A 23,634-nucleotide genomic window follows, 5' to 3' on the forward strand; every position below is an offset into this window, starting at 1 on the left:
GTTGGGACGCCAGAGGCCGTCGTCGCCGCGAGGGTCAGTGGTCCGCCACGTCTCCCACGCCGTCGGTGTCGCGGGTTTCACAGACGTCGCCGGGGGAGGCGTACAGGTCGCGCAGCCGGTCGGCGGTCTCGGCGAGGCGGGCGCGCAGGGCGGGCGGGTCGATGACCTCGGCTTCCGGGCCGAAGTGGAGGATCTGGCCGTAGGCGACCTCCGGGGACTCGACGGGCAGGTGGAACGTGACCCACCCCCGCGCGTCGGGCTCACCGGCGGAGGCCAGGGCGGCGTCGAGGGCCGCGGCGTCGGCGACGGACGGCAGCATCCGGCGGCCGGTCGGGCTGAGCCGTACGGTGACGTGCGTGGTGAGCAGGGATTTGGCGAAGTGCGCCGCCCTCTCACTCCAGAACGCGGCCAGGTCGAAGGAACCGTCCCGCTCGAAGCGCAGGTCGGGGTGGATCTCTACCTCACCGAAGCGGTCGACCCGGTAGATGGCGAACCGGGTCGCCAGGTACCAGACCCCCGCCTTCAGCACGAGCCCGTACGGCTCCAGGCGCCGCCGGGAGGTTTCGGCCTGTCCAGCCTGGTCGGACGGCTCGCCCCCTTCCCTCCCCGCCTCGCCGGGCTGTTCGGGCGGCCGGGCGCGTTTGGCGCGCCGGTAGAGGGCGGTGACCGGGTGGTCGCCCCACACGGCCCTGGCCAGCGGTGCCAGTGCCGCCGGTGGGGGGCGTTCGCTCGCGAACCAGCCCGGGGCGTCCAGGTGGAAGCGCTGCGCCGCGGTCGCGGGGGCGTCGCGGAGCCCGGGGGAGAGCGCGGCCGACGCCTTCAGCCGCGCCGTGGCCGCCACCTCGCTCAGTCCCATCTCCCGCAGCGCCTCCGGCACGCCCGACAGGAACAACGCCTCCGCCTCGGCGCGGTCCAGCCCGGTGAGGCGGGTGCGGTACCCGTCCAGCAGCCGGTAGCCGCCGCCCCGCCCTCGGTCGGCGTACACCGGCACACCAGCCTCCGACAGGGCCAGCACGTCACGGTGGACGGTCCGCTCGGAGACCTCCAGCTCCTGGGAGAGCTCCGCCGCGGTCATCCCGCCCCGGGCCTGGAGCAGCAGGACCAATGACATCAACCTGGCCGCACGCACTCCCTGACCTTAGCCCCGGCGCACCCGCCACCGCGGCCGGGACAGGAGCGGGCGGGGGTCAGGAAGGGGCGAGGGGAAGGACGACCGCGGACGGGTGGGACGGGTCGTGGAAGACCTCGTGGTCGGTCGCGACCATCGTGCTGCCCGTGCCCAGGGGCTCGCCGGTGCCGAGGTTGCGGGCGATCCGGGGGTAGGCGCCTCCGGCGACGTGCACGCGGATCCGGTGGCCGCGCCGGAAACGGTGCCCGATCGGCCACAGGTCCACCCGGATCCGGCGGATCCCGTCGTCCCCGGCGGGCGGATCACCGGGGACCAGGCGGCGCACGCCCTCGCACACGTTGTAGGAGGCGCCGTCCGGGTGCACGTCGCAGACCCGGACCACCACGTCGGCGTGCCCCGTGCCCGTGCGCACGTACAGGTCGGCGAAGACAGGGCCGATCATCTCCGTGTCCCGCCGCAGCTCGGGACCGGTGTAGACGAGCACGTCGCGACGGGCCTCCAGCCTGCGGTTGTCGCGCGGTTCCGAGTTGCCCAGCAGCACCGGGCCGCCCAGCGCGGGCGTCGGGTGCGCGGGGTCGTAGCGGAAGCGGCCGGGCCCGGCGTCGTGCGGACCGCCAGGACTGTCGGGGCCGCCGGGGGACTCAGGGGACGTGGAGGACTTGGGAGCCTCGGGGGTCTCGGGGGAGAGGGCGAAGCCGGGCCGCAGGTGCCAGCGCTGCTCCCGCATGCCGGGCACCGGCCAGTCGGGGTAGTCGCGCCACTCGTCCGCGCCCGTCACGTACAGCCTGACCGGCTGCTCGCGCAACCCCGACGGGTCGCCGAGCAGGTGCGCGCGGAACCAGGCGAGCGCCTCGGCGTTGGCCACCCGGCCGTGCCTCACGTCCGCGTGGTACCAGGGGCCGATCGTCAGGTACGGGCGCCGCCCCGCGGCCCGCAGCGCCACGTAGTCCTTGACCTGCCAGGGCAGGAAGACGTCGTACCAGCCGCCGACCATGGTGACCGCGGCCTCCACCTCGCCCACGGAGGTGGAGAAGTCGCGCCTGCCCCAGTAGGCGGCGGGTTCGGCGTGGTGGGCCAGCAGGTCCTGAAAGAACGGCAGGTCCCTGCCCGCCGACAGCACGTCCAGTTCCCCGAGCGGGCGCCCGGACAGGGCCGCGCGGCGCGTCCTGCGCGGGATGAGCAGCGCGTCCACCCCGCCGAACGGCCGCTCCATGGAGGCGGTCAGCGTGGTCCACATCAGCGACGACTCCAGCGCGAACGCCCCGCCCACGTAGGCGGCGTCCCGGAACTGCGAGGCGGTCACCGAGGTGGCCATGGCCTTGAGGTCGGGGCCGGCGAACGGGGCGATCGCCCACTGCGTGTACCCCAGGTAGGAGGGGCCGTGCATGGCCAGGCTCCCGCCGTACCAGTCCTGGCCGCGCAGCCAGGCGAGCGTGGCCAGCCCGTCGTCGTGCTCGTCGCCGAGCGGGTCGAGCAGGCCGCCCGAGCCGAAACCGCCCCGGCAGCTCTGCATCACGACCTGGAACCCCTGCTTCGCGAACCCGCGCCCGAAGGTCCGCCCGAACATGCCGCGCCTCCCGTACGGGGAACGGATCAGGATCGTGGGCGGGCGCACGGCGCCGACCGGCGCGTAGCGGTCGGCCAGCAGGGTGACCCCGTCGGGCATCGGTACCGGCAGGTCGCGCTCGACCGTGATCCGGCGGATGGCCGTCCGTGGCCAGGTGGTCGTCTCCATGTGCTCTCCTCACGCCGCCCCGTCACTACCCACTGGTAACGGAACATGGGCCGGGAAGGCCAGGGCCGGCCGGTGTGAGGCTCGCCATCCCGCGGCCCCGTCGTCGCCCGACGCCCGACTGCTTTGAGGGGGTTTTTGCCGTTTCCAGACCGGAGCGGACTCGTCGCGGCGTCACGTTGCATGATCACGGTCGCCGCGGGTACTCTGGCCCCATGCGACACCCGACTACCCTTCAGTGGTGGCGCCGCTTCTAGGCGGCGCAGGTTTCGCATTCGCGAGCAGACAGACGGCCGCCCGGGGAGGCGGCCTTTTCTGTGTCCGCTCCCTCAGGGCATCAGGGAACAAGAGGGGCGATACCGCAGTGGAGACGAGCCGATATACCACCGCCGGCGGCATAGGGGTCGAGGTCACCGCGTCCGACGTGCCCGAGACGGTGCTTGAGGACGTCGTCACGACGCTCGGCGAGCGCCGTGGCGGAGTGCTCTCCTCCGGGATGGAGTATCCCGGCCGCTACAGCCGATGGCATCTCGCCTACGTCGACCCCTGCCTGGAGATCGTGGCCAGGGGACGCAGGATCTCCGCCCGCGCGCTGAACGCCCGGGGCAGGGTGATCCTGCCCGCCATCGTGTCCTGCCTGCTGGCGGCGGGCAAGCCCGTCGAGGAGCCGACGGCCGACCTCGTCGAGGTCCACGTGGCGGAGTCGGAGGATATCCTCCCCGAGGAGATGCGCAGCCGCCGCCCCACGGTCTTCACCGCGATCCGCGAGGTCATCGCCGCCTTCAAGGGCGAGAACGAGCACCTGGGCCTGTACGGCTCCTTCGGCTACGACCTGGCCTTCCAGTTCGAGCCGATCAGGCAGGTCCTCAAGCGGGCCGCCGACCAGCGTGACCTCGTGCTGCACCTGCCCGACCGGGTGATGGTGATCGACCGTAAGCGGGAGACCAGCAAGGAGTTCCGCTACGAGTTCACCGTGGACGGCGTCTCCACCCACGGGCTCGCCCGCGAGGGGGAGGTCGTGCCGTTGACCCCGCCGCCGTCCGAGCTCCCGGCCGACCCCGAGAAGGGCTCCTACGCCAAGGTGGTGGCCGCGGCCAAGGAGAAGTTCGTCCGCGGCGACCTGTTCGAGGTGGTCCCCGGCCAGGTCTTCCACGCCCCCTGCACCGACCCGGCCGCCTTCTACCGGGGGTTGCGCACGGTCAATCCGGCGCCGTACGAGTTCCTGTTCAACCTCGGCGAGGGCGAGCACCTGGTCGGCGCCTCCCCGGAGATGTACGTCCGGGTCAGCGGCGACCGCGTCGAGACCTGTCCCATCTCCGGCACCATCGCCCGCGGCGGCAACCCCATCGAGGACGCCGACGCGATCCGGACCCTCCTGTCCAGCGTCAAGGAGGAGTCGGAGCTGACCATGTGCACCGACGTGGACCGCAACGACAAGTCCCGCATCTGCGTGCCGGGGACGGTCCAGGTGATCGGCCGCCGCCAGATCGAGATGTACTCCCGGCTCATCCACACCGTCGACCACATCGAGGGCCGGCTGCGTCCGGAGTTCGACGCCCTCGACGCCTTCCTCACCCACATGTGGGCCGTCACCGTCACCGGCGCCCCCAAGACCTGGGCGATGCAGTTCATCGAGGACCACGAGGAGACCACGCGGCGCTGGTACGGCGGGGCGGTCGGCTACATCGGCTTCGACGGCTCGATGAACACCGGCCTCACCCTGCGCACCGCGCAGATCCGCGGCGGGGTCGCCACCGTCAGGGCCGGGGCCACACTGCTGTTCGACTCCGACCCCGAGGCCGAGGAGCGGGAGACCGAACTCAAGGCCAGCGCCCTGCTGGGCGCCCTGGCGGCGGTCGGCGCGGCCCCCCGGGAGGAGGCCGAGGCGGAGGTGGTCGCGGAGCGGCCGGGAAGCGGCATGAAGGTGCTGCTCGTCGACCACGAGGACTCCTTCGTCAACACCCTCGCCGACTACTTCCGCCAGCAGGGCGCCGAGGTCGTCACGCTCAGGCACGGCTTCCCCGTCACGATGATCGACGAGATCGCCCCCTCCCTGGTGGTCCTGTCGCCCGGCCCCGGCTGGCCGTCCGACTTCGGGCTGCCCGCCCTGGTCGGCGCCCTCTACGAGCGCGGCCTGCCGGTGTTCGGCGTCTGCCTCGGCCTGCAGGGCATGGTGGAGCAGGCGGGCGGCACCCTCGAACTGCTCTCCCACCCCGAGCACGGCAAGCGCGGTCAGGTACGGCGGCTGGGCGCCAGCGCCCTGCTCGACGGCCTCCCCGAGGAGTTCACCGCCGCGCGCTACCACTCGGTCCACGCCAAGCAGCCGGGCGTCGCCGGGTTCACCGCCACCGCGCTCACCCCGGACGGCGCGGTGATGGCGATCGAGGACGTGGAGCGACGCCGCTTCGCCGTGCAGTTCCATCCCGAGTCGATCCTCACCGCCGGGGGAGGCTCGGGAGCGAAGATCATCGCCAACGTTCTCCGGCTCTGCCGTACGACCGGGTAAAGAACCCGTATTCCGCGCCCGGCGGTCGCGCCGGGTGATCCTAGAGTTCTCCCCGTCGCGGAGACCGCGGGCGTACCGGGCCAGGCCCGGCCGATACGCCCGCGGCAGGGGAGGAGCGGGCATGAGGTCGGACGGCGTGCTGCCCGTCGAACTGCCCGACGCCGTACGGGAGGCGCTGCTGGCGCCGCTGGTCGACCACAACTGCCACGGCGTGTGCCGCGACGACCTGACCCGGGCCCGGTTCGAGACGCTGCTCACCGACGCGGGGACTCCGGCGCCGCCGGGCACCACCCACTTCGACACCCCCGCGGGCGCCGCGGTCCGCCGCTGGTGCGCCCCCGTCCTCGGCCTCGCCCCGCACGTGCCGCCCGCCGTCTACCTGGCCCGCAGGATGGAACTCGGCGCGGCCGAGGTGAACCGGCGGCTGCTGGACGCCGCGGGGATCGCCACCTTCCTGTTCGACGGTTCCGATGATTCCTACGACCTCGGCGACTTCGGGAAGTCCGGTGACCTCGGCGGTCGCGGTGGTCCTGCTGGTCCCGGCGGTCTCGGGGGCGCCGGAGGTTTTGGCGTCCTCGGTGGCTCCCGGGGGCCGGAGGGCCCCGGCGCCGTGGATCGTCCGGATCGCCTGAACCGTCCGGACCGCTTCGACGCCGGTCCCGGCGGGGCCGGAGTATCGCCGCGAACCGAGACGGGCCACGCGGGTGGCACGGGTGGCACGGAGACCGCGCGGGTCGTCCACATCGAGCGGGCCGAGGAGGAGGTCGCCGGGACCGCCGTCTCGGGAGTCTCCTACATCTCCGCCCTCGTCCAGAACCTCGCCGAGCGGGCCGCCCGCGCCGTCGCCCTGAAATCGGTCACGGCCCACCGGTCCGGCCACCCCCTCGACCCGGCCAGACCGAGCCGGGGAGCGGTGATCGCGGCGGCCACCCGGCGGCTGGCCTGCCCGGGGGAGGGGCTCACCGACCAGGTGCTGCTACGCCACCTGCTCTGGACGGCCGTCGACGTGGCCAGGGAGTACGGGCGACCCCTGCAGTTCCACACCGGCCTCGCCCGCCACGGCGCCCACCCGGGGCGCGACGGCCGGATCACCTCCGGCCGTCGCGGCACCTACGGCGGTGGCGGTTCCGGGGGTTCCGGCCCTTCCGGAGCGCACGCCGGTCCGGGCCGGAGCACCGACCCCGGCCCGCACGGCGCCGGTCCGGCACCGGTGACCGGCTTCATCGTGGCCGTGCAGCCGGTGGGCGTCCCCGTCGTCCTGCTGCGCTCCCACCCGTTCCACCGCCAGGCGGCCAGCCTGGCGGGCGCCCTCCCGCACGTCTACGTCGACGTGGGAGCGGCCCTCACCCGCAGCGCCACGGGTTCGGCAGCGGTCATGGCGGAACTGCTGGAACTCGTCCCGTTCCACAAGCAGCTGTTCGGCTCCGGTGGCCACGGCGTGGCCGAGACCTGCCACCTCGGCGCCCTGCACTACCGGCGCGGCCTGGCCGGGGCGCTCGCCGCGCGGCTGGCCGACGGCGAGTGGAGCGCGGCCGACGCCGCCCGGGTGGCCCAGATGATCGGTTCGGGCAACGCCCGCCGGATATACCGGTTGTGACGGGTGCCCGACCCTGGGACGGCTGGGCCCCTGGAATAATGTGGCGACTGCTGGTGCGACGAGGGGGAGCAAGGTGACGGACGACGGGGCAGAGGCACGTTTTCTCGACGACGTGACGGTGGAGCTGGTCAAGCACAGTGCCTCCGACACCGACGTGCTCTGGGCCGCGCGGGTGTCGACCGCCGGGGAGCAGTCCCTGGAGGAGGTCGGCAAGGACCCCGAGCGCTCCAGGGGGCTGCTCAACTTCCTGATGCGCGACCGGCACGGCAGCCCTTTCGAGCACAACTCAATGACCTTCCTCGTCAGCGCACCAATCTTCGTCTTTCGGGAATTTCATCGCCACAGGGTCGGATGGTGCCTCGCCGGTGATTCCGAGATCACGCTGGTGAGCGAGAAAGGGCATATCCGTCGGCGGACGATCGAGGAGCTGTATCGCCTCTGGCACCACGGCGTCGAGGACACCCTGCCTCGCACCGGAGGAGGAGTGTCGTGGCACAAGAGAGCGGGAAAGTGGAACGCCCAGGTCAGGCATATGAATCAGCTGCACTACCTGGGGTTGTACGACACTCGTGAATCCGCTGAGCAGGCGGTGGCCGCCTTCAGGGCGGAGCATCCCTCAAAGCGGTTGCGAAAGCTTGATTCAGTGCGCCGTAACCACGTCCGCTGCTACGACGAGACGACCTTGCAGGCTTCACGGGCCAGAATCCTGGACGTCATGGAGTCCGGTGTCAAAAAGCTGATCCGGCTGACCACCGCGAGCGGGCAGGAGCTGAGGTGCTCGGTGGACCACGCGGTACTCACTCCCCACGGATGGCGGAAAGCCGGAGAGCTGGGGGCCGGGGACGCGCTGATGATCGGGGCCGCCGTTTCCCGCCCCTCCCAGGCGTTGATTCCCCCGAGCCTGCGTACCGGCATCGGTGTCTGGACCTCCATGCAGCGATTGCGGCTCATCAAGGAGACCGACACGTGTCATCTCTGTTCCGGTGACTTCGCGAGAGAGGACCTGGCGCTCGACCATGTGGTCCCTGTCGTCGCCGACCTGTTGAAGGCACTCGACGAGAGCAATCTCGCGCCCGCCTGCCGGCCCTGTCACCGGAAGAAGAGCAACTCGGAACAGGCACTGGCCAGGCGCGGGGGGAAGATCTCCGTGGCCAAACCGGACTTGATCACTTCGGTCGAGGACGGCGGCGAGGAGATGACCTACGATCTCTCCGTCGAAGGTCCCTGGCACAATTTCCTGGCCAACGGGATCGTCGTTCACAACTCGTACAACGAGGAAAGCGGGCGTTACCGGGAGCTTCAGCCTAATTTTTATGTTCCGGGGGTGGAGCGGAAGCTGGTCCAGGAGGGCCGTCCGGGCAAGTACGTCTTCGCCGAGGGCAGTGCCGAGCAGCACAAGATCGTCACGGAGGCGATGGAGTCGTCGTACCGGCAGTCCTACGCCGCCTACCAGGAGATGCTGGCGGCCGGGATCGCCCGGGAGGTGGCCAGGGCGGTGCTGCCCGTCGGTCTCTTCTCGTCGATGTACGCCACCTGTAACGCGCGCTCGCTCATGCACTTCCTCTCCCTGCGTACCAAGAACGAGCAGGCCACGGTGCCCTCGTTCCCGCAGCGTGAGATCGAGATGGTGGCGGAGAAGATGGAGGCGGCCTGGGCGGAGCTGATGCCCCTCACGCACGCGGCCTTCGTGGCCGCGGGCAGGGTCGCTCCCTAGAGGCGTCCGCAGAGGCGTCCGCCGGGTGCGCGGGCCGGAGGGTTGCCGCCCGTGGGCTCCCCGTCGTCGTCGCGTCCGGCGCGGGTAGTCAGCCCGTCGTCTCCTGGCGGCGGGAGAGGGCGGGCAGGACGAAGATCTCGGCGCCCGGGGGCAGCGCGCAGTCGAGGCCGCCGAGGTGCCGGGCGTTCTCGCCGCAGACGAACATGCTGATGTGGCGGCGGATGCCCCCGTAGTCGTCGCGGAGCCGCTGCTCCAGGGACGGGTGCGTGCGGCGGAGCATGTCGAGGGCGGAGCCCAGCGTGGGGTGGCCGTCGTCGTGGTCGGCGATGGCGAAGACGCGGATCTCGGTGGTCTCGCCCGCCCAGTGCCGCAGCGTGGGGGGAAGCATGAAGGTCACGAGGGTGACGGGTCTGGCCATCGGCTCAGAGCACCGTGTCGCGCCGGGCGGGCACGCCCGGGGGCCTGGACGGCGGGTGCGGTGGCCGGCTGGTCGCCGGTCGGCCGGATGCCGGGGGCGGGCGTCGCCCTCACCGCGGAAGGGCCACCGCCGGTGGAGGGGACCGGGGGCGGGTCCGTGCGGGTGGACGGACCCGGCCGGGGGGCCGGGCGGCTGACGATGGTGGCGGACGGGTCCGTGCGGGTGGCGGTCGGGAGGGGGGCACGGGCTGTGAGGGGGGCCGTCGTGCATGACCATCTCCTTTCGGATTGGGCCTCATGCTGCCATGTCACGCCGCGTCCCGCCGTGCTCTATAAAATTTGGGTGATCAGTTCGGGGTGTTAATCCCGAATGTCGTTCAGGGCTCACCCGGCACGATGTCCCGGTGGATCTGGGCCGGTGGTGTTCCGCCCCGCTGGAGTCTGCGGACCGTCTCGTTGACCATGGCGGTCGGGCCGCAGACGTAGGCCTCGTGCCCGGCCCACGAGTGGAACCGTTCCATCGCGTCGGGCACCTTGCCGCGCATGCCGTCGTACCCCGGTTCCTCGGAGACCACGGGCAGCACCCGCAGCCGCGGGAAGGCCGCCTCCATCCGTACCAGGTCGGTCAGGTCGTAGAGCTCGGCGGCCGTGCGGGCTCCGTACAGCAGGTGGATGTTGGGGCGGCGCCCGGAGCCGATCACGTGCTCCAGGATGGCCTTGATCGGGGCCAGGCCGGTGCCGCCCGCCACGCACAGGATGTCGCGCTCCGAGTCGGCGGGCACCATGGTGCCGATCGGGGGGCCCAGCGTCACGGTGTCGCCGATCCGGGTGTGCCGGACCAGCGCGGTGGAGACCCAGCCACCGGTGATCGCGCGGACGTGCAGGCGGACGGTGTTGTCGTCCCGGGGCGCGTTCGCGATGGAGAACGTGCGCCAGACGCGCGGCCAGCGCGCGGTCTGCACGTTGACGTACTGGCCGGGCGTGTAGGGCAGCTCCTGGTCGAGCCGCAGGGTGATCACCGCGATGTCCGGCGTGCGGAGCTCGTGGTCGATCACCTCGGCCAGCCACCAGGCGGGCGACACCCCCGCGTCCGACTCGGCTGAGTCGATCATGAGATTGGCGGCGGCGGTGTACGCGGCCACCCACGCCGCCTCGATCTCGGTGTCCCAGATCTCGGCGGCGAAGCGCCGGATCGTGGCGAGGAGCGCGTTGCCGACCGCGGTGTAGTGCTCGGCGAGCACCCCGTACTTGCGGTGGTCACGGCCGAGCTGGCCGAGGAACGACGCCAGGCTGCCGGGACTGTCCAGACTCCAGACGATCCTGGTCAGCGCGCTGAACAAGCGGTCGCGCTGGACGTCCATCGCCGGGGGGAACATCGCCCGCAGGTGCGGGCTCTCGGCGAACAGGCGTCCGTAGAAGTACGCCGCGGCCTTGTCCGCGGCGGGTTCGACGACGGCGTAGCTTTCCTTGACGAGACGCGGATTCAAAGACATTTAACGAACCCACCCTAATTGACCGGATCAAAGTCCGATCACGCAGATCCACCTCCCTGACGGCTCCGGGTGACGAGTGACCGGGAGCCCCGGCTCACCTGGTCCCTCGAATTTGAGTCTTCCATCACCATGTAGACGTCACAACCGTTTCTCAGCAATATGGTGGGAAATCTAACTATCCGTAATTGGAAAGTTATTTTGCGTGACCAACTAATCGATGGCGATCTGGAGAGGCGAGAAATAATCACGTTCATTCTGAATGGGAAATTTACTGGTCGTAAGCTTTGTGGTCATGTCGGAGTTCCAGGTCGTGGGCGAGGAGAGCTCTCCTGGGGGTGAGGGTTGCGGGCTCCTGGCGAGACGACACTGATACCTCAGATGTGTGACATGACCGAAATGGAGTGCGTCATGATAGAGGAGCTGTTGGAGAGGGGATCGGTGCTGTCCGAAACAGGTGGCGCCACCTCGCGCACGCCCCCCTGGAGAACGCATGCCCCGACCCTTGATCGGTATCACCGCCTACCTTGAGGCCGCCCGCTGGGGTGACTGGGTCAGGGAGGCCGTCCTGTCACCCCCTTCCTACGCGCGGGCCGTCGAGAAGGCGGGCGGCGCCCCGGTGCTGCTGCCCCCGCTCAACCTCGGCGGGATCGACGACTACGTCCGCGGCCTGTCCGGCGTGATCCTCGCCGGCGGGGGCGAGCTCGACCCCTCCCTGTACGGGGCCGCCCGCGAGGAGCGCGTCAGGGACCCCCAGCCGCACCGCGACCGCTTCGAGCTCGCGCTGGCCCGCGCCGCCGTCGGGGCCGACCTGCCGCTGCTCGCCTCGGGACGGGGCATGCACGTCCTGAACGTCGCCCAGGGCGGGACCCTGATCCCCTGGCTTCCCGAGGTGGTCGACCACGACCGCCACGCCGCCTCCCAGGCGCACCGCATCCAGATCAGCGTCTCCAGCAAGCTCGGCAAGACGTTGGGCGACACGGCCGAGGTGACCGCGCCCCATCACCAGGCCGTCAAACGGCTGGGCACCGGCCTGCTCGCCGTGGCCTGGGCCGACGACCAGATCGTCGAGGGCGTCGAGCTGCAGGGGCACCGGTTCGGCGTCGGTGTGCAGTGGAACCCCGCGCGTGCCGGGGACAACCGGCTCGTCGAGGCCCTGGTCGAGGCCGCCCGCCACTGACGTCCGGGCACTGACGTCCGCGCGCTAACACTCGCGCGCTAACGCCCGCGCGCTGACGCCCGCGCGCTGACGCCGTGCCGGGGGTCCGGCGGGTAAAGTGCCGATCATGCCGTTGCACCCGCAGGCCGAGGCCTACCTGAAGCTCTTCCAGACGGATCTCGGTGCCCCTCTCGCCACGCTCACGCACGAGATGATCGCCGAGTTGCGGACCCTCGACGGTTTCGCCGAGCAGCGCGGTCCGATCGTTCCCCTCCCGCTGGTCAGGGACGACGTCGCCGAGGGCGTGCCGGTCCGCGTCTACCGGCCGGAGGAGGGCGACCGCCCTCTCCCCGCGATCGTCTACTTCCACGGCGGAGGCTGGGTCTTCGGAAGCGTCGAACGCAACGACGCCCTCGGCCGCGACCTCGCGGTGCGCAACGGGGCGGTCGTGATCTCGGTCGACTACCGGCTCGCGCCCCACCATCCCTTCCCCGCGGCGGCCGACGACGCGTGGAGCGTCGTCCAGGACGTCTTCGCCCGACCCGGCGCCTACGGTGCCGACCCGGAGCGCATCGCGGTCTGCGGCGACAGCGCCGGGGGCAACGTCGCGGCCGTGGCCGCCTGGCGGGCCAGGGACGCCGGGCTCGGGCTGGCCCACCAGCTGCTCGTCTACCCGGTGGCCGACGTGGCCATGGACACCGAGAGCTACCGCACCTACGCCACCGGCTTCGGGCTCGGCGCCGATGAGATGGCCTGGTTCGTCGCGCAGTACGGCGGCGACCCGGCCGACCCCCGGCTGGCCCCGGCCCGGCTCGCCGACAAGTCCGGCCTGGCCCCGGCGACGGTGATCGTCGCCGAGTGCGACCCGCTCTGCGACGAGGGCGAGGAGTACGCCGCCCAGCTCGCCGCGGCCGGGGTGCCGGTCGAGGTGAGGAGGTACGACGGGGCCATCCACGGCTTCTTCGGACTGCCGGGCTTCTTCGACCAGGCGATAGAGGCGCGCGAGTACGCCGCGGCCCGTCTCGCGGAGGCCTTCCGGTAGGCGGAGCCTTTCCGGTATGAGACAGGGCCGGTGTCATCGGCCCCGTACGGGGTGGAAGCGTTCGCGCGAGGGGGCCGGGAGAGGCCGGGGCGCGGCGCCCGGTCAGAAGCGCTCGTGCAGGGCGGCCAGGCCGGGCACGAAGATCTGACGGACGACGAACTCCTCCATCTGCGCCACGTCGTCGGCCCCGAAGACGGCCGACCACTCGGCGAACGCCCTCCCGCTGTCGGTGACGGGGGCGACGCGGTAGGACGCCCGGTAGTCACGGACCGGCAGCGGGCTCTCCAGGATCGTGTACGTCGCCGAGCGCGAGGTGTCGTCGAGGGTGAGCAGCCGCTCCCTGAAGGTTCCGCCGGGGCCCTCCATCCTGCGTACCGCGCCCGGCCGGGAGTCCCCGCCGTCCTCGATCTCGCAACCGGTGATCCCCGGCAGCCACTCCGCCAGGTTGCCGAAATCCCTGAGGTACTCCCACACCTCGTCGGCGGAGGCGTTGATCACCGTGCTGGCGTACGCGGACATCGGCCACTCCCCGTGTTGGTCTCGTCGCCGAGGGTCTGCCCGCGCGCGCCGCGCGGCAATCCGGTCAGAAGCTCCTGGGCAGCCCGAGCACCTGGGTGGCCAGGTAGTTGAGCAGGAGTTCCTCGGTGACGGGGGCGACCCTGCCGATGCGGGCGTCGGCGAGCAGGCGGGCCACCGGGTACTCCAGCGAGTAGGCCATGCCGCCGTGCGTCTGGAAGGCGTGGTCCGCCGCCTCCCACGCGGCCTGCGAGGCGGTCAGCTTGGCGATGTTGGCCTCAGTACCGCAGGGCAGTTGCCTGTCGAAGAGCCACGCGGCCTTGTAGAGCATCAGCCTGGCCAGCTCGATCTTGGCCTTCACCTGGGCGAGGGGGAAGGCGATGGCCTGGTTGGCGCCGATCGGGCGGCCGAAGACCTCGCGTTCCCCGGCGTACCGCACGGCCACCCGCAGCGCGACCTCGGCGCCGCCGAGCGCGGAGGCGGCCAGCAGGACGCGCTCGGGGTTGAGGATGTCCCACAGCACCAGCGCGCCCTGGTCGACCTCGCCGACGACGTTCCTCTCCGGGACGCGCAGGTCGTCGATGAAGACCGTGTTGGACGGGGTGGTGTTGGCGCCCATCTTCGGGATCGGCTGGAAGGACAGCTGCCCGGCGGCGACCGCCTCGGGGACGTTCACCAGCAGGACGGTCAGGCCGTTGGAGCGGGGCTTGGCCTCGGCGGCCGGGATGGTCCGGGTGACCAGGAGCATCCAGGTGGCGCGCTGCACGCCGGTGATCCAGATCTTCTGGCCCTTGACGACGAACTCGGCGCCGTCGCGGCGGGCGAAGGTGGAGATGCCCAGGGCGTTGGACCCGGCGTCGGGCTCGGTCAGCGCGAAGCAGGTCTCCAGCTCGCCGGTGGCGAGCCGGGGCAGCAGCTCGTCGCGCTGCCATCGGCTGCCGTGCCTGGCCAGGGTCATGGCGCCGAACCCGGGGGTGAGCACGTAGGTGAACGCCGAGCCGCCGGCCGAACCGGAGGCCGACAGGGTCTCCGTGGCCACGGCGAGCTCCAGCAGGCCCTGCCCGCCGCCCCCGTACTCCTCGGGCACGGCCAGGCCGAGCCAGCCGCCCTTGGCCAGGTCCTGCCAGACCTCCTCCGGCCAGCGTTTCTCGCTCTCGCACCGCTGCCAGTAGTCCAGGTCGTAGCGCGCGCAGATGTCGCCGATGCCGCGCCGCACGGCGAGGGCGCTCTCGGGGAGGGTGAAGTCCACGTCGATCAACTCCGTTCTAGCTGCGTGCGCAATCGTAGAACGTAATTCGGTATCTCCGTGGATCCCCGTGGGTCCCTCTGGCCGAGGGCTCGTGGCGTCAGGCTTCCAGGCGGGGCCTGCGCGCGTGGTAGACGAAGGCCGGCGGCACGTTCCCCAGCACCGTCCGGCCCACGACGACCTCCTCGAAGGTGTCGATCAGGCGCTTTTTGAAGCGCCGCGCGGGAGGAAGGTGCTTGGCGAAGCTGTACGCGAAGGTGGTGAAGGCCGTCTGAGGGCCCATGATCGCGGTGACCGCGCCCAGCAGGCGTCCCTGTGTCTCCGCGGAGAACGCGGCCCAGGGGAGCCCGCTCACGATCGCGTCGGCCCTGGACAGGCCACGCTCCTGGAGCAGCCGCGGCAGCCGTGCCGCGTCGTCGACCACGACGTCCACCCCCGGGTTCCCGGCGGCGAGGAACTCGGCGAGCTTCGGGTTGATCTCGACGGCGATGTGGTGCCCCCGGCCGCCCAACCGGCGCTGGATCTCCGCCGTGAACGCGCCCGTGCCGGGGCCGAGCTCGACGATGACCGGATCTCCCCGGTGGGGGACCGGCGAGGCCACCGCCTCGGCGAGTCGCCGAGAGCTCGGCGCCACCGCCCCGACGGTGCCCGGCGAGCGGAGCCACTGCCCCAGGAAGAGCGCGGTGTCATTGGTCATGGTTTGAAGCGTAGAGGGTGTGCGGGGCCTGGAAGTACACCATCTGGCGGACCTTGACGGTCGTCCGGAGGTGGGATCCCCCAGCACTTCAGCTGGGACGTGCTCGGCACCCACGTGCCCAGCGGCCTCGCCCTGTTCGGACTGACCGTGGCGGTGCTCATCTGGGCGTGGTCACCCAGCGCCGCCGTACGCCGGTCCTGAGGGGGGACCTCCTCGCCACCCGGCCCGCCGCCCGGTCCGGCCGCCACCGCGAGATCCCGGCGTGAGCGCGGGCCCGTGGGGCGCGGGAGGACGGCGCGAAGGCGGTGCCCCCTGGCACCCCTTCGGACGACGTCCCTCCCGCGCCCCACGGGGCCTCAGATACCCTCCACGGGCAGATAGACCCGGCCGCCCTCGCGGGAGAACTCCTCCGACTTCTCCCGCATCCCGGCCTCCAGGGCCTCGGCGCCGGTCAGGCCGCGCTCCTCGGCGAACCTGCGCACGTCGTGGCTGATCTTCATCGAGCAGAACTTCGGGCCGCACATCGAGCAGAAGTGCGCGGTCTTGGCCGGGGCGGCGGGCAGCGTCTCGTCGTGGAAGGAGCGGGCGGTCGCGGGGTCCAGGGAGAGGTCGAACTGGTCCTCCCACCGGAACTCGAACCGCGCGTCGGACAGGGCGTCGTCCCACGCCTGCGCGCCCGGATGGCCCTTGGCGAGGTCGGCCGCGTGCGCCGCGATCTTGTAGGTGATCACGCCGGTCTTCACGTCGTCCCTGTCCGGCAGGCCCAGGTGTTCCTTGGGCGTGACGTAGCAGAGCATGGCCGTGCCGTACCAGCCGATCATCGCCGCGCCGATGGCCGAGGTGATGTGGTCGTAGCCGGGCGCGATGTCGGTCGCCAGCGGGCCGAGGGTGTAGAACGGGGCGTCGTCGCAGAGCTCGCGCTGCAGGTCGACGTTCTCCTTGATCTTGTGCATGGGGACGTGGCCCGGCCCCTCGATCATCACCTGGACGTCGTGCGCGTGAGCGATCCTCGTGAGCTCGCCCAGCGTCCTGAGCTCGGCGAACTGGGCCTCGTCGTTGGCGTCGGAGATCGACCCCGGGCGCAGGCCGTCGCCCAGCGAGAACGCCACGTCGTACCGGGCCAGGATCTCGCAGATGTCGGCGAAGTGCTCGTAGAGGAAGCTCTCGCGGTGGTGCGCCAGGCACCAGGCCGCCATGATCGAGCCGCCCCGGGAGACGATCCCGGTCCTGCGCCGCGCGGTCAGCGGCACATGGGCCAGGCGCACCCCCGCGTGGACGGTGAAGTAGTCCACGCCCTGCTCGCACTGCTCGATCAGGGTGTCGCGGTAGATCTCCCACGACAGGCGGGCCGCGTCGCCGCCCGCCTTCTCCAGCGCCTGGTAGAGCGGGACGGTCCCGATCGGCACCGGGGAGTTGCGGATGATCCACTCGCGGGTGGTGTGGATGTTGCGCCCGGTGGACAGGTCCATCACCGTGTCGGCGCCCCACCGGATCGCCCACGTCATCTTGTCCACCTCCTCCTCGATGGTGGAGGCGACGGCCGAGTTGCCGATGTTGGCGTTGATCTTCACGAGGAAGTTGCGGCCGATGATCATCGGCTCGCTCTCCGGGTGGTTGACGTTGACCGGGATGATCGCCCGCCCGGCGGCCACCTCGGCGCGGACGAACTCCGGCGTCACGCCCTCGCGGACCGCGACGAACTCCATCTCCCGGGTGATCAGGCCGCGCCGGGCGTAGCCGAGCTGGGTGACCGGCGCCCCCGTCGCGCGCAGCGGCCGGGCGGCGTGGCCGGTGAAGACCGCGTCGAGGGAGCGGAGGTCGCGGACCCAGGTGTCGTGGTCGCGGTAGCCGTCGTCGCCGGGAGCGCCGGGGCGGCCGCCGTACCGGGCCGTGTCGCCCCGGTCCAGGATCCACTCCTCGCGCGTCCGCGGCAGGCCGAGGGTGATGTCGGTGGTCACGGACGGGTCGGTGTAGGGGCCCGAGGTGTCGTACAGCGTGACCGCGCTCCCGTCGGTCAGGCGCACCTCGCGCATGGGGACGCGCAGGTCGCCCTGGTAGACCTTGAAGCTGGAAATACGCGCGTCGATCATCGCGCAAACTCCCTTCGCCGGCATTATCCGGAGCAGGTTCTGGCGGTCGGCGGCTGTCTCAGCCGTCCTCTCAGCCCGGTTCCCCGGGCTCCCGCGTTGGTTGAGCCGAACGATAGCGCGTCTCTCCCGCGTCCACCATCCACCCGGCCGCACTGGACGCAGTAGTGTCACCATCAGGTACGGGGAGGGAGACCAGCCGGTGAGTCCGGAAGCATCGGGAGCCGAAGATCGAATTTGGACGGTTCCCAACGCGCTGAGCCTGGCCAGGCTCCTGGGGGTGCCGGTCTTCCTCTGGCTGGTGCTGGGGCCGAAGGCCGACGGCTGGGCCGTCGCCCTGCTGATGCTGGCCGGGTTCTCCGACTGGCTCGACGGCAAGATCGCCCGCGCGTGGAACCAGACCAGCAGGCTCGGCCGCCTGCTCGACCCGCTGGCCGACCGGCTCTACATCCTGGCCACCCTGTTCGGCCTCGCCATGCGCGAGATCATCCCCTGGTGGCTGGCGCTGGCCATCCCGCTGCGCGACGTGATGCTGCTGGGCATCCCGATCATCCTGCGCCGCCTCGGGTACGGTCCCGCGCTGCCCGTGCACTTCCTCGGCAAGGCCGCCACCGCCAACCTGCTCTACGCCTTCCCGCTGCTCTTCCTGGCCCACCACCCCTCCTGGTACGCCGAGGGGGCCGGGATCGTCGGCTGGTCCCTGGCCATCTGGGGCACAGGACTGTACTGGTGGTCCGGAGTGCTGTATTGGGTACAGGTGCGTCAGCTGACAAGCGAGGCCAAACGCCTGAAGAGGTGATCCGTGAAGGCCGTCGTCATGGCGGGCGGGGAGGGGACACGGCTCCGGCCGATGACCGCGAACCAGCCCAAGCCCCTCCTACCCGTGATCAATCGGCCGATCATGGAGCATGTGCTTCGCCTCCTGAAACGGCACGGCTTCACCGAGACGGTGGTCACCGTGCAGTTCCTGGCCGCCCTGGTCCGCAACTACTTCGGCGACGGCGACGAGCTCGGCATGAGCCTGCACTACGCCACCGAGGACACGCCGCTCGGCACCGCGGGCAGCGTCAAGAACGCCGCCGACCGGCTCCGCGACGACCGCTTCCTGGTCATCTCCGGCGACGCGCTGACCGACATCGACCTGACCGACATGATCCGCTTCCACCGCGAGAACGGGGCGATGGTCACGATCGGGCTCAAGCGCGTCCCCAACCCGCTGGAGTTCGGCATCGTCATCGTCGACGACCAGGGCAGGGTGGAGCGCTTCCTGGAGAAGCCGACCTGGGGCCAGGTCTTCTCCGACACCGCCAACACCGGCATCTACGTGATGGAGCCCGAGGTCCTCGACGAGATCGCGGCGGGGGAGTCCGTCGACTGGTCGGGTGACGTCTTCCCGAGACTGCTGGAGCGCGGCGCCCCGCTGTACGGCTACGTGGCCGACGGCTACTGGGAGGACGTCGGCACCCACGAGAGCTACCTCAAGGCCCAGGCCGACGTCCTGTCGGGGCGGGTCAAGGTCGACATCGACGCCTTCGAGGTCTCGCCGGGCATCTGGGTGGCGGAGGGGGCCTCGGTCGACGCCGACGCCGTCCTCAAGGGCCCCCTCTACATCGGCGACTACGCCAAGGTCGAGGCGGGTGCCGAGCTGCGCGAGTACACCGTGCTGGGCAGCAACGCGGTGGTCAGGGAGGGGGCCTTCCTGCACCGCGCGGTCGTCCACGACAACGTCTACGTCGGGCCCAGCGCCCACCTGCGCGGCTGCGTGATCGGCAAGAACACCGACCTGATGACGGCCGCCAGGGTCGAGGAGGGCGCCGTCGTCGGGGACGAGTGCATCATCGAGGCCGAGGCGTACCTCTCCTCCGGCGTCAAGATCTACCCGTTCAAGACCATCGAGGCGGGGGCGGTGATCAACAACAGCGTCATCTGGGAGCCGCGCGCCCAGCGCAACCTGTTCGGCCCCCGGGGGGTCTCGGGGCTGGTCAACGTGGAGATCACCCCCGAGCTGTGCGTACGGCTGGCCAGCGCCTACGCCACCACCCTGAAGAAGGGCGCCTCGGTCATCACCTCCCGCGACTCCTCCCGCGCCGCGCGGGCGCTGAAGCGGGCCGTGATCAGCGCCCTGAACGCCAGCGCGATCAACGTGCTCGACCTGGAGGCATCCCCGCTCCCGGTGGCCCGCTTCCACACCGCCAGGGAGAACGCCGTCGGCGGCATCGCGCTGCGCACCACCCCCGGCGACCCGCAGAGCGTCGACATCGTCTTCATGGACGAGCACGGCGCGGACCTGTCACCGGCGGCCCAGCGCAAGCTGGACCGGGTCTTCTCCCGCCAGGAGTTCCGCCGCGCCTTCCCCGGGGAGATCGCCGAGCTGAGCTTCCCCGCCAGGGCGGTGGAGGACTACACGCACGAGCTGCTGCGCCTGATCGACATCAGCGGGGTGCGCGACGCCGACATGAAGGTCGTGGTCGACTGCGCCGGAGGCACCTCCTCCCTGGTGCTTCCCAGCCTGCTGGGCCGGGTCGGGGTGGACGTGCTGACCGTCAACAACCGGCTGGACGACGCCTCGCCCACCGAGACCCTCGCCGAGCGCCGCCGCGACCTGCAGCGCCTGTCGGAGCTCGTCAGCTCCTCCAGGGCGGCCTTCGGGGTCCGCTTCGACCCGGTGGGGGAGCGGGTCGCGCTGGTGGACGAGATGGGCCAGCTGATCAGCGAGGAGCGCGCCCTGCTGGTGGTGCTGGACCTGGTCGCCGCCGAGCGGCGCGGCGGCAGGGTGGCGCTGCCGGTCACCACCACCCGGGTGGCCGAGCAGGTCTGCCGCTTCCACGGCGTCCAGGCCGAGTGGACCTCCACCGCGATCGACGCGCTCACCGCCGCCGCCAGGGGGCCGGAGACGATCTTCGCGGCCGACGGGCGCGGCGGTTTCATCGTGCCCGAGTTCGGGCCCACGGTGGACGGCCTGGCGGTGTTCCTGCGCCTGCTGGGCCTGGTCGCCAGGACCCGCCTCTCGCTCAGCCAGATCGACGCCAGGATCCCCGAGGCGAAGCTGCTGCGCCGGACGGTGCCGACCCCGTGGGCGGCGAAGGGCGCCGTGATGCGCTCGGTCATCGAGGCCGCCGAACACTACCGCATCGACACCACCGACGGGGTCCGGGTCGTCGCCGAGGACGGCAGCTGGGCCCTGGTGCTGCCCGACCCGACGGAGGCGGTCACCCACCTGTGGGCCGAGGGGTTCGACGTCGACTCCGCGCAGACCCTGATCGAGCACTGGGCGCGGGTGGTCGAGGAGGCCGCGGGTGGCTGACGGGTCCGCCGGGGTTGGCCGGAAGTGGCCGTGGGCGGCTGGCGGGTTCGTCGGGGTTGGCCGGAAGCGGTTGGGACCGGCCGGTCGAGGGGGCCGTGGGCGGCCGACGGGCCGGTCGGGACTGACTTGGGACTGGTTGGGACCGTTTGGGACCGGTTGTGCCTGGGGCGGGGAAAGGGCGTGGGCGAGGGGTGCGGGCCGGGCGAAGGGGGGCCGGAACGAGGCTCCGGGCCGGGCGGAGAGGCGCCGGGAGGCAGGCTCCGGGCCGAGCGGTTGCGACAAACACAGCGCGGCGCCATGGACCGGAGACAGTGCCCCACTGTAACTTTGTCACCGACCGTACCCGCGGTTCAGCGTCAACCTTGACCTTCGCGCCTCATCACTGTATGTTGCGGCATTCGCAGTCCGAGAAAACCCTTGAGAAGCGAAGAAGCGAGGCGCGCATCACTGAGCACCGTTGCCGCGTCTTCGCGGTAGGAGGCCGAGCCGATCGATGCCGAGCGTCTACTGCACGCAGTGCGGTCATGCCAACCCTGAGGATGCCCGTTTCTGTTCACGATGCGGGTCGCCGCTTACCAAAGCCGAGACCCCCGGAGACAGCACATCGACGATCTCCCTCTCCGGGATCGAGGCCTACGAGGCGGAGACAGGTGAGACGCTTCTCGCCGAACGGCAGGCCGTCGAGCAGTTGCCACCGGGCACCGCGCTGCTGGTGGCGATGCGCGGTCCCAACGCCGGCAGCCGGTTCCTGCTCGACAGTGATCTCACCACCGTGGGCCGCCACCCCGAGAGTGACATCTTCCTCGACGACATCACGGTCTCGCGCCGTCACGTGGAGTTCTACCGGCGCGGCGGCGGGGTCTTCACCGTCCGCGACGTCGGCAGCCTGAACGGCACGTACGTGAACCGCGAGCGCATCGAGGAGGTTCCGCTGTACGGCGGGGACGAGGTGCAGATCGGCAAGTTCCGCCTCGTCTTCCTCACCCGCGGCGCCGCTGGAGGATGATGAGCTCGCAGGCCGCTCGTGCGCACATGAGCATCGGGGAGGTGCTCGCCCTCCTGCAGGGCGAGTTCCCCGATGTCAGCATCTCCAAGATTCGTTTCCTGGAGGGCGAGGGGTTGATCGAGCCGGAACGCAGTCCCTCCGGTTATCGCAAGTTCTCCTACGCCGACGTCGAGCGGCTTCGTTACATCCTCAGCGAGCAGCGTGACCGCTACCTGCCGCTGCGAGTGATCAAGGACCACCTGGAGGCGGCCGACCGCGAGGAGCGTCCGGCCGCCCGGCCGCGCGCCGTTCCCGACGACGCGCCCCCCGAGATCCGGCTCACCCGCGAGGAGCTGATCGCCGCCGCCGAGCTCGACGAGGAGACCCTCGCCGAGCTGGAGGACTACGGCCTGCTGGCCGCCGTGGCCCGCTACTACGACGCCGAGGCGCTGGCCGTGGCCCGCAGCGTCGGAGCGCTGGCCGCCTTCGGCCTGCGCGCCCGCCACCTGCGAGCGGTCAAGGCCGCGGCCGAGCGCGAGGCGGGCCTGGTGGAGCAGGCCGTCGCCCCGCTGCTGCGCCGCCGCGGACCGGGCGCGATCGACCAGGCCGACGAGACGGCGAGGGAGATTTCCGGCCTGCTGCTGGAATTGCACGCCTCGCTGCTGCGTTCCGGCGTCCGTGGGGCCCTGGGCCGGTGAGAACCTGACCAGGCACTCGTACCCCCACGAGTGTTACGTTGAACAAACCGGTCGGAATCCAGCGAAGACGGAGCAGCCCGTGTTGCAGATGGAGGTCGTGGGCGTTCGAGTTGAGATGCCCTCCAACCAGCCGATCGTCTTGCTGAAAGAGACGCATGGGGAGCGTTACCTACCTATCTGGATCGGCATGACGGAGGCCACGGCGATCGCCATGGCCCAGGCCGAGGAGCCACCACCCCGGCCGCTCACCCATGACCTGTTCCGCGACGTGCTCGAAGGGCTCGGGGTCCGGCTGAGCACGGTCAACATCGTCGCCCTGCGCGACGGCATCTTCTTCGCCGATCTCGTGTTCTCCAACGGGGTGGAGGTGAGCGCGCGTCCCTCGGACTCGATCGCCTTGGCACTTCGCACCGGCGCACGTATCTTCGCGAGTGAGGATGTGGTCAGGGAGGCGGGGGTGATCATCCCCGACGACCAGGAGGACGAGGTGGAGAAGTTCAGGGAGTTCCTTGACACGATCACGCCCGAGGACTTCGGCCGCGCGGGGTAGGAATTTCGGTGCATTTACGCTTCACGACGCGCCGAGTAGGGTCGTTGACTGGACTTGGCCCCAGTCCTACGGTGCAAGTGAAACCCGTGGTCGTGCGTAAACCCCCAGATCAGGCCGTGGGATGAGAGAAAGCCGGAGGTCCGCGTGGCGGTCAGCAGCGGCGAGGGTAGAAACGCCGATCAGGATGACCCGAAACGGCGCCAGTCGGCACGTCAGCGCGCGGGTGAAGAGGGTCTGCTGTTCGACGGGCAACCGGTGAAGGTGCCCGCCGACATCGGCTACCGGGGACCGACGGCCTGTTCGGCGGCCGGCATCACCTACCGGCAACTCGACTACTGGGCGCGCACCGGCCTGGTCGAGCCCACCGTGCGGGCTGCCCACGGCTCCGGCTCCCAGCGGCTGTACGGCTTTCGCGACATCCTGGTCCTCAAGGTCGTCAAGCGGCTCCTCGACACCGGCGTCTCCCTCCAGCAGATCCGCATCGCCGTGCAGCACCTGCGCGACAGGGGCGTCAACGACCTGGCCGGGATCACCCTGATGAGCGACGGGGTGAGCGTCTACGAGTGCACCTCCCCCGACGAGGTCATCGACCTCCTCCAGGGCGGTCAGGGAGTCTTCGGCATAGCACTGGGACGGGTGTGGCAGGAGGTGGAGGGCTCCCTCGCGGATCTGCCCGGCGAACGTGCGGAGTCGGGCGAGGGCCCTTTAGGCGATCATCAGGCCGATGAGCTGGCCCGCCGTCGCAGAGCACGACGAACCGGGTAA

Annotated in this window: 19 protein-coding genes and 1 riboswitch; of the genes, 11 read left to right on the forward strand and 8 right to left on the reverse strand. The window is 70.9% G+C overall.

Going from position 1 to position 23,634, the window contains the following annotated elements:
* Positions 1–34 precede the first annotated feature (34 nt).
* Positions 35–1,111 (reverse strand): helix-turn-helix transcriptional regulator, encoded by a 1,077-nt coding sequence (locus ABD817_RS23120; protein ID WP_425583398.1) that lies wholly within the window; start codon positions 1,109–1,111, stop codon positions 35–37.
* 76 nt (positions 1,112–1,187) lie between these two features.
* A complete protein-coding gene (locus ABD817_RS23125; protein WP_344920178.1) occupies positions 1,188–2,864 on the reverse strand; it encodes a CocE/NonD family hydrolase in 1,677 nt (558 codons plus the stop codon).
* Positions 2,865–3,225: 361 nt separating this feature from the next.
* Here ABD817_RS23125 and ABD817_RS23130 point away from each other — a divergent pair, with 361 nt between their 5' ends.
* From ABD817_RS23130 to thyX, 3 genes are all read left to right on the forward strand, one after another.
* Positions 3,226–5,367: an anthranilate synthase component I gene (locus tag ABD817_RS23130; protein WP_344920180.1), complete on the forward strand. Its 2,142-nt coding sequence runs from the start codon at positions 3,226–3,228 to the stop codon at positions 5,365–5,367.
* 121 nt (positions 5,368–5,488) lie between these two features.
* On the forward strand, positions 5,489–6,964 hold the full coding sequence (locus tag ABD817_RS23135) for an amidohydrolase (RefSeq protein WP_344920181.1): 1,476 nt from the start codon (positions 5,489–5,491) through the stop codon (positions 6,962–6,964).
* 73 nt (positions 6,965–7,037) lie between these two features.
* Positions 7,038–8,678: an FAD-dependent thymidylate synthase gene (gene thyX / locus ABD817_RS23140; protein ID WP_344920182.1), complete on the forward strand. Its 1,641-nt coding sequence runs from the start codon at positions 7,038–7,040 to the stop codon at positions 8,676–8,678.
* Positions 8,679–8,766: 88 nt separating this feature from the next.
* Here the strand turns inward: thyX and ABD817_RS23145 are convergent, their stop codons facing one another.
* Both ABD817_RS23145 and ABD817_RS23150 read right to left on the reverse strand, forming a co-directional pair.
* The gene (locus tag ABD817_RS23145; protein ID WP_344920183.1) at positions 8,767–9,096 is read right to left on the reverse strand and encodes a ubiquitin family protein; all 330 of its coding nucleotides are present in this window, start codon (positions 9,094–9,096) and stop codon (positions 8,767–8,769) included.
* A gap of 376 nt (positions 9,097–9,472) precedes the next feature.
* The gene (locus tag ABD817_RS23150) at positions 9,473–10,588 is read right to left on the reverse strand and encodes a globin domain-containing protein (protein ID WP_344920184.1); all 1,116 of its coding nucleotides are present in this window, start codon (positions 10,586–10,588) and stop codon (positions 9,473–9,475) included.
* A gap of 490 nt (positions 10,589–11,078) precedes the next feature.
* Between ABD817_RS23150 and ABD817_RS23155 the strand changes: the two genes are divergently transcribed.
* Together ABD817_RS23155 and ABD817_RS23160 are read left to right on the forward strand one after the other, a co-directional pair.
* Positions 11,079–11,765: a gamma-glutamyl-gamma-aminobutyrate hydrolase family protein gene (locus ABD817_RS23155; protein WP_344920185.1), complete on the forward strand. Its 687-nt coding sequence runs from the start codon at positions 11,079–11,081 to the stop codon at positions 11,763–11,765.
* 106 nt (positions 11,766–11,871) lie between these two features.
* Positions 11,872–12,786, forward strand: a complete 915-nt coding sequence (locus ABD817_RS23160) for an alpha/beta hydrolase (protein WP_344920186.1) — start codon at positions 11,872–11,874, stop codon at positions 12,784–12,786.
* A 102-nt stretch (positions 12,787–12,888) separates the two neighbouring features.
* Here the strand turns inward: ABD817_RS23160 and ABD817_RS23165 are convergent, their stop codons facing one another.
* The 4 genes from ABD817_RS23165 to thiC form a co-directional block, all read right to left on the reverse strand.
* A complete protein-coding gene (locus ABD817_RS23165) occupies positions 12,889–13,305 on the reverse strand; it encodes an SRPBCC family protein (protein ID WP_344920187.1) in 417 nt (138 codons plus the stop codon).
* Between the two features lie 64 nt (positions 13,306–13,369).
* On the reverse strand, positions 13,370–14,551 hold the full coding sequence (locus tag ABD817_RS23170) for an acyl-CoA dehydrogenase family protein (protein WP_344920188.1): 1,182 nt from the start codon (positions 14,549–14,551) through the stop codon (positions 13,370–13,372).
* A gap of 97 nt (positions 14,552–14,648) precedes the next feature.
* Entirely contained in the window at positions 14,649–15,245 is a 597-nt protein-coding gene (locus ABD817_RS23175; RefSeq protein ID WP_344920189.1) for a class I SAM-dependent methyltransferase, read from the reverse strand.
* A 356-nt stretch (positions 15,246–15,601) separates the two neighbouring features.
* Positions 15,602–17,335, reverse strand: coding sequence for a phosphomethylpyrimidine synthase ThiC (thiC, locus tag ABD817_RS23180; protein ID WP_344920190.1), 1,734 nt, complete (start codon positions 17,333–17,335; stop codon positions 15,602–15,604).
* A riboswitch (TPP riboswitch) is annotated at positions 17,328–17,440 on the reverse strand. It overlaps the preceding gene by 8 nt.
* Before the next feature lie 94 nt (positions 17,441–17,534).
* On the opposite strand from thiC, the gene clsA reads away from it, so the two are divergent.
* From clsA to ABD817_RS23210, 6 genes are all read left to right on the forward strand, one after another.
* Positions 17,535–18,131, forward strand: coding sequence for a cardiolipin synthase ClsA (clsA, locus tag ABD817_RS23185; protein ID WP_344920191.1), 597 nt, complete (start codon positions 17,535–17,537; stop codon positions 18,129–18,131).
* A gap of 3 nt (positions 18,132–18,134) precedes the next feature.
* The gene (locus ABD817_RS23190; protein ID WP_344920192.1) at positions 18,135–20,636 is read left to right on the forward strand and encodes a sugar phosphate nucleotidyltransferase; all 2,502 of its coding nucleotides are present in this window, start codon (positions 18,135–18,137) and stop codon (positions 20,634–20,636) included.
* Between the two features lie 493 nt (positions 20,637–21,129).
* Positions 21,130–21,642 (forward strand): double zinc ribbon and FHA domain-containing protein, encoded by a 513-nt coding sequence (locus tag ABD817_RS23195; RefSeq protein ID WP_329079681.1) that lies wholly within the window; start codon positions 21,130–21,132, stop codon positions 21,640–21,642.
* Positions 21,643–21,668: 26 nt separating this feature from the next.
* Positions 21,669–22,319, forward strand: coding sequence for a transcriptional regulator FtsR (gene ftsR, locus ABD817_RS23200; protein ID WP_425583399.1), 651 nt, complete (start codon positions 21,669–21,671; stop codon positions 22,317–22,319).
* 79 nt (positions 22,320–22,398) lie between these two features.
* Complete coding sequence (locus ABD817_RS23205) at positions 22,399–22,869, forward strand: bifunctional nuclease family protein (protein ID WP_326639501.1); 471 nt, start codon at positions 22,399–22,401, stop codon at positions 22,867–22,869.
* A 144-nt stretch (positions 22,870–23,013) separates the two neighbouring features.
* The gene (locus ABD817_RS23210; RefSeq protein WP_344920195.1) at positions 23,014–23,634 is read left to right on the forward strand and encodes a MerR family transcriptional regulator; all 621 of its coding nucleotides are present in this window, start codon (positions 23,014–23,016) and stop codon (positions 23,632–23,634) included.

This window comes from Streptosporangium oxazolinicum, from assembly GCF_039537505.1.
Classification (GTDB): Bacteria; Actinomycetota; Actinomycetes; order Streptosporangiales; family Streptosporangiaceae; genus Streptosporangium; species Streptosporangium oxazolinicum.

Coding starts and splice junctions, on each gene's coding strand:
- ABD817_RS23120 (WP_425583398.1), bottom strand. CDS start 1,111: ATGTCATTGGTCCTGCTGCTCCAGGCCCGGGGCGGGATGACCGCGGCG.
- ABD817_RS23135 (WP_344920181.1), top strand. CDS start 5,489: ATGAGGTCGGACGGCGTGCTGCCCGTCGAACTGCCCGACGCCGTACGG.
- ABD817_RS23175 (WP_344920189.1), bottom strand. CDS start 15,245: ATGACCAATGACACCGCGCTCTTCCTGGGGCAGTGGCTCCGCTCGCCG.
- ABD817_RS23160 (WP_344920186.1), top strand. CDS start 11,872: ATGCCGTTGCACCCGCAGGCCGAGGCCTACCTGAAGCTCTTCCAGACG.
- ftsR (WP_425583399.1), top strand. CDS start 21,669: ATGAGCATCGGGGAGGTGCTCGCCCTCCTGCAGGGCGAGTTCCCCGAT.
- ABD817_RS23165 (WP_344920187.1), bottom strand. CDS start 13,305: ATGTCCGCGTACGCCAGCACGGTGATCAACGCCTCCGCCGACGAGGTG.
- ABD817_RS23155 (WP_344920185.1), top strand. CDS start 11,079: ATGCCCCGACCCTTGATCGGTATCACCGCCTACCTTGAGGCCGCCCGC.
- ABD817_RS23195 (WP_329079681.1), top strand. CDS start 21,130: ATGCCGAGCGTCTACTGCACGCAGTGCGGTCATGCCAACCCTGAGGAT.
- ABD817_RS23145 (WP_344920183.1), bottom strand. CDS start 9,096: ATGGCCAGACCCGTCACCCTCGTGACCTTCATGCTTCCCCCCACGCTG.
- thiC (WP_344920190.1), bottom strand. CDS start 17,335: ATGATCGACGCGCGTATTTCCAGCTTCAAGGTCTACCAGGGCGACCTG.
- ABD817_RS23125 (WP_344920178.1), bottom strand. CDS start 2,864: ATGGAGACGACCACCTGGCCACGGACGGCCATCCGCCGGATCACGGTC.
- ABD817_RS23150 (WP_344920184.1), bottom strand. CDS start 10,588: ATGTCTTTGAATCCGCGTCTCGTCAAGGAAAGCTACGCCGTCGTCGAA.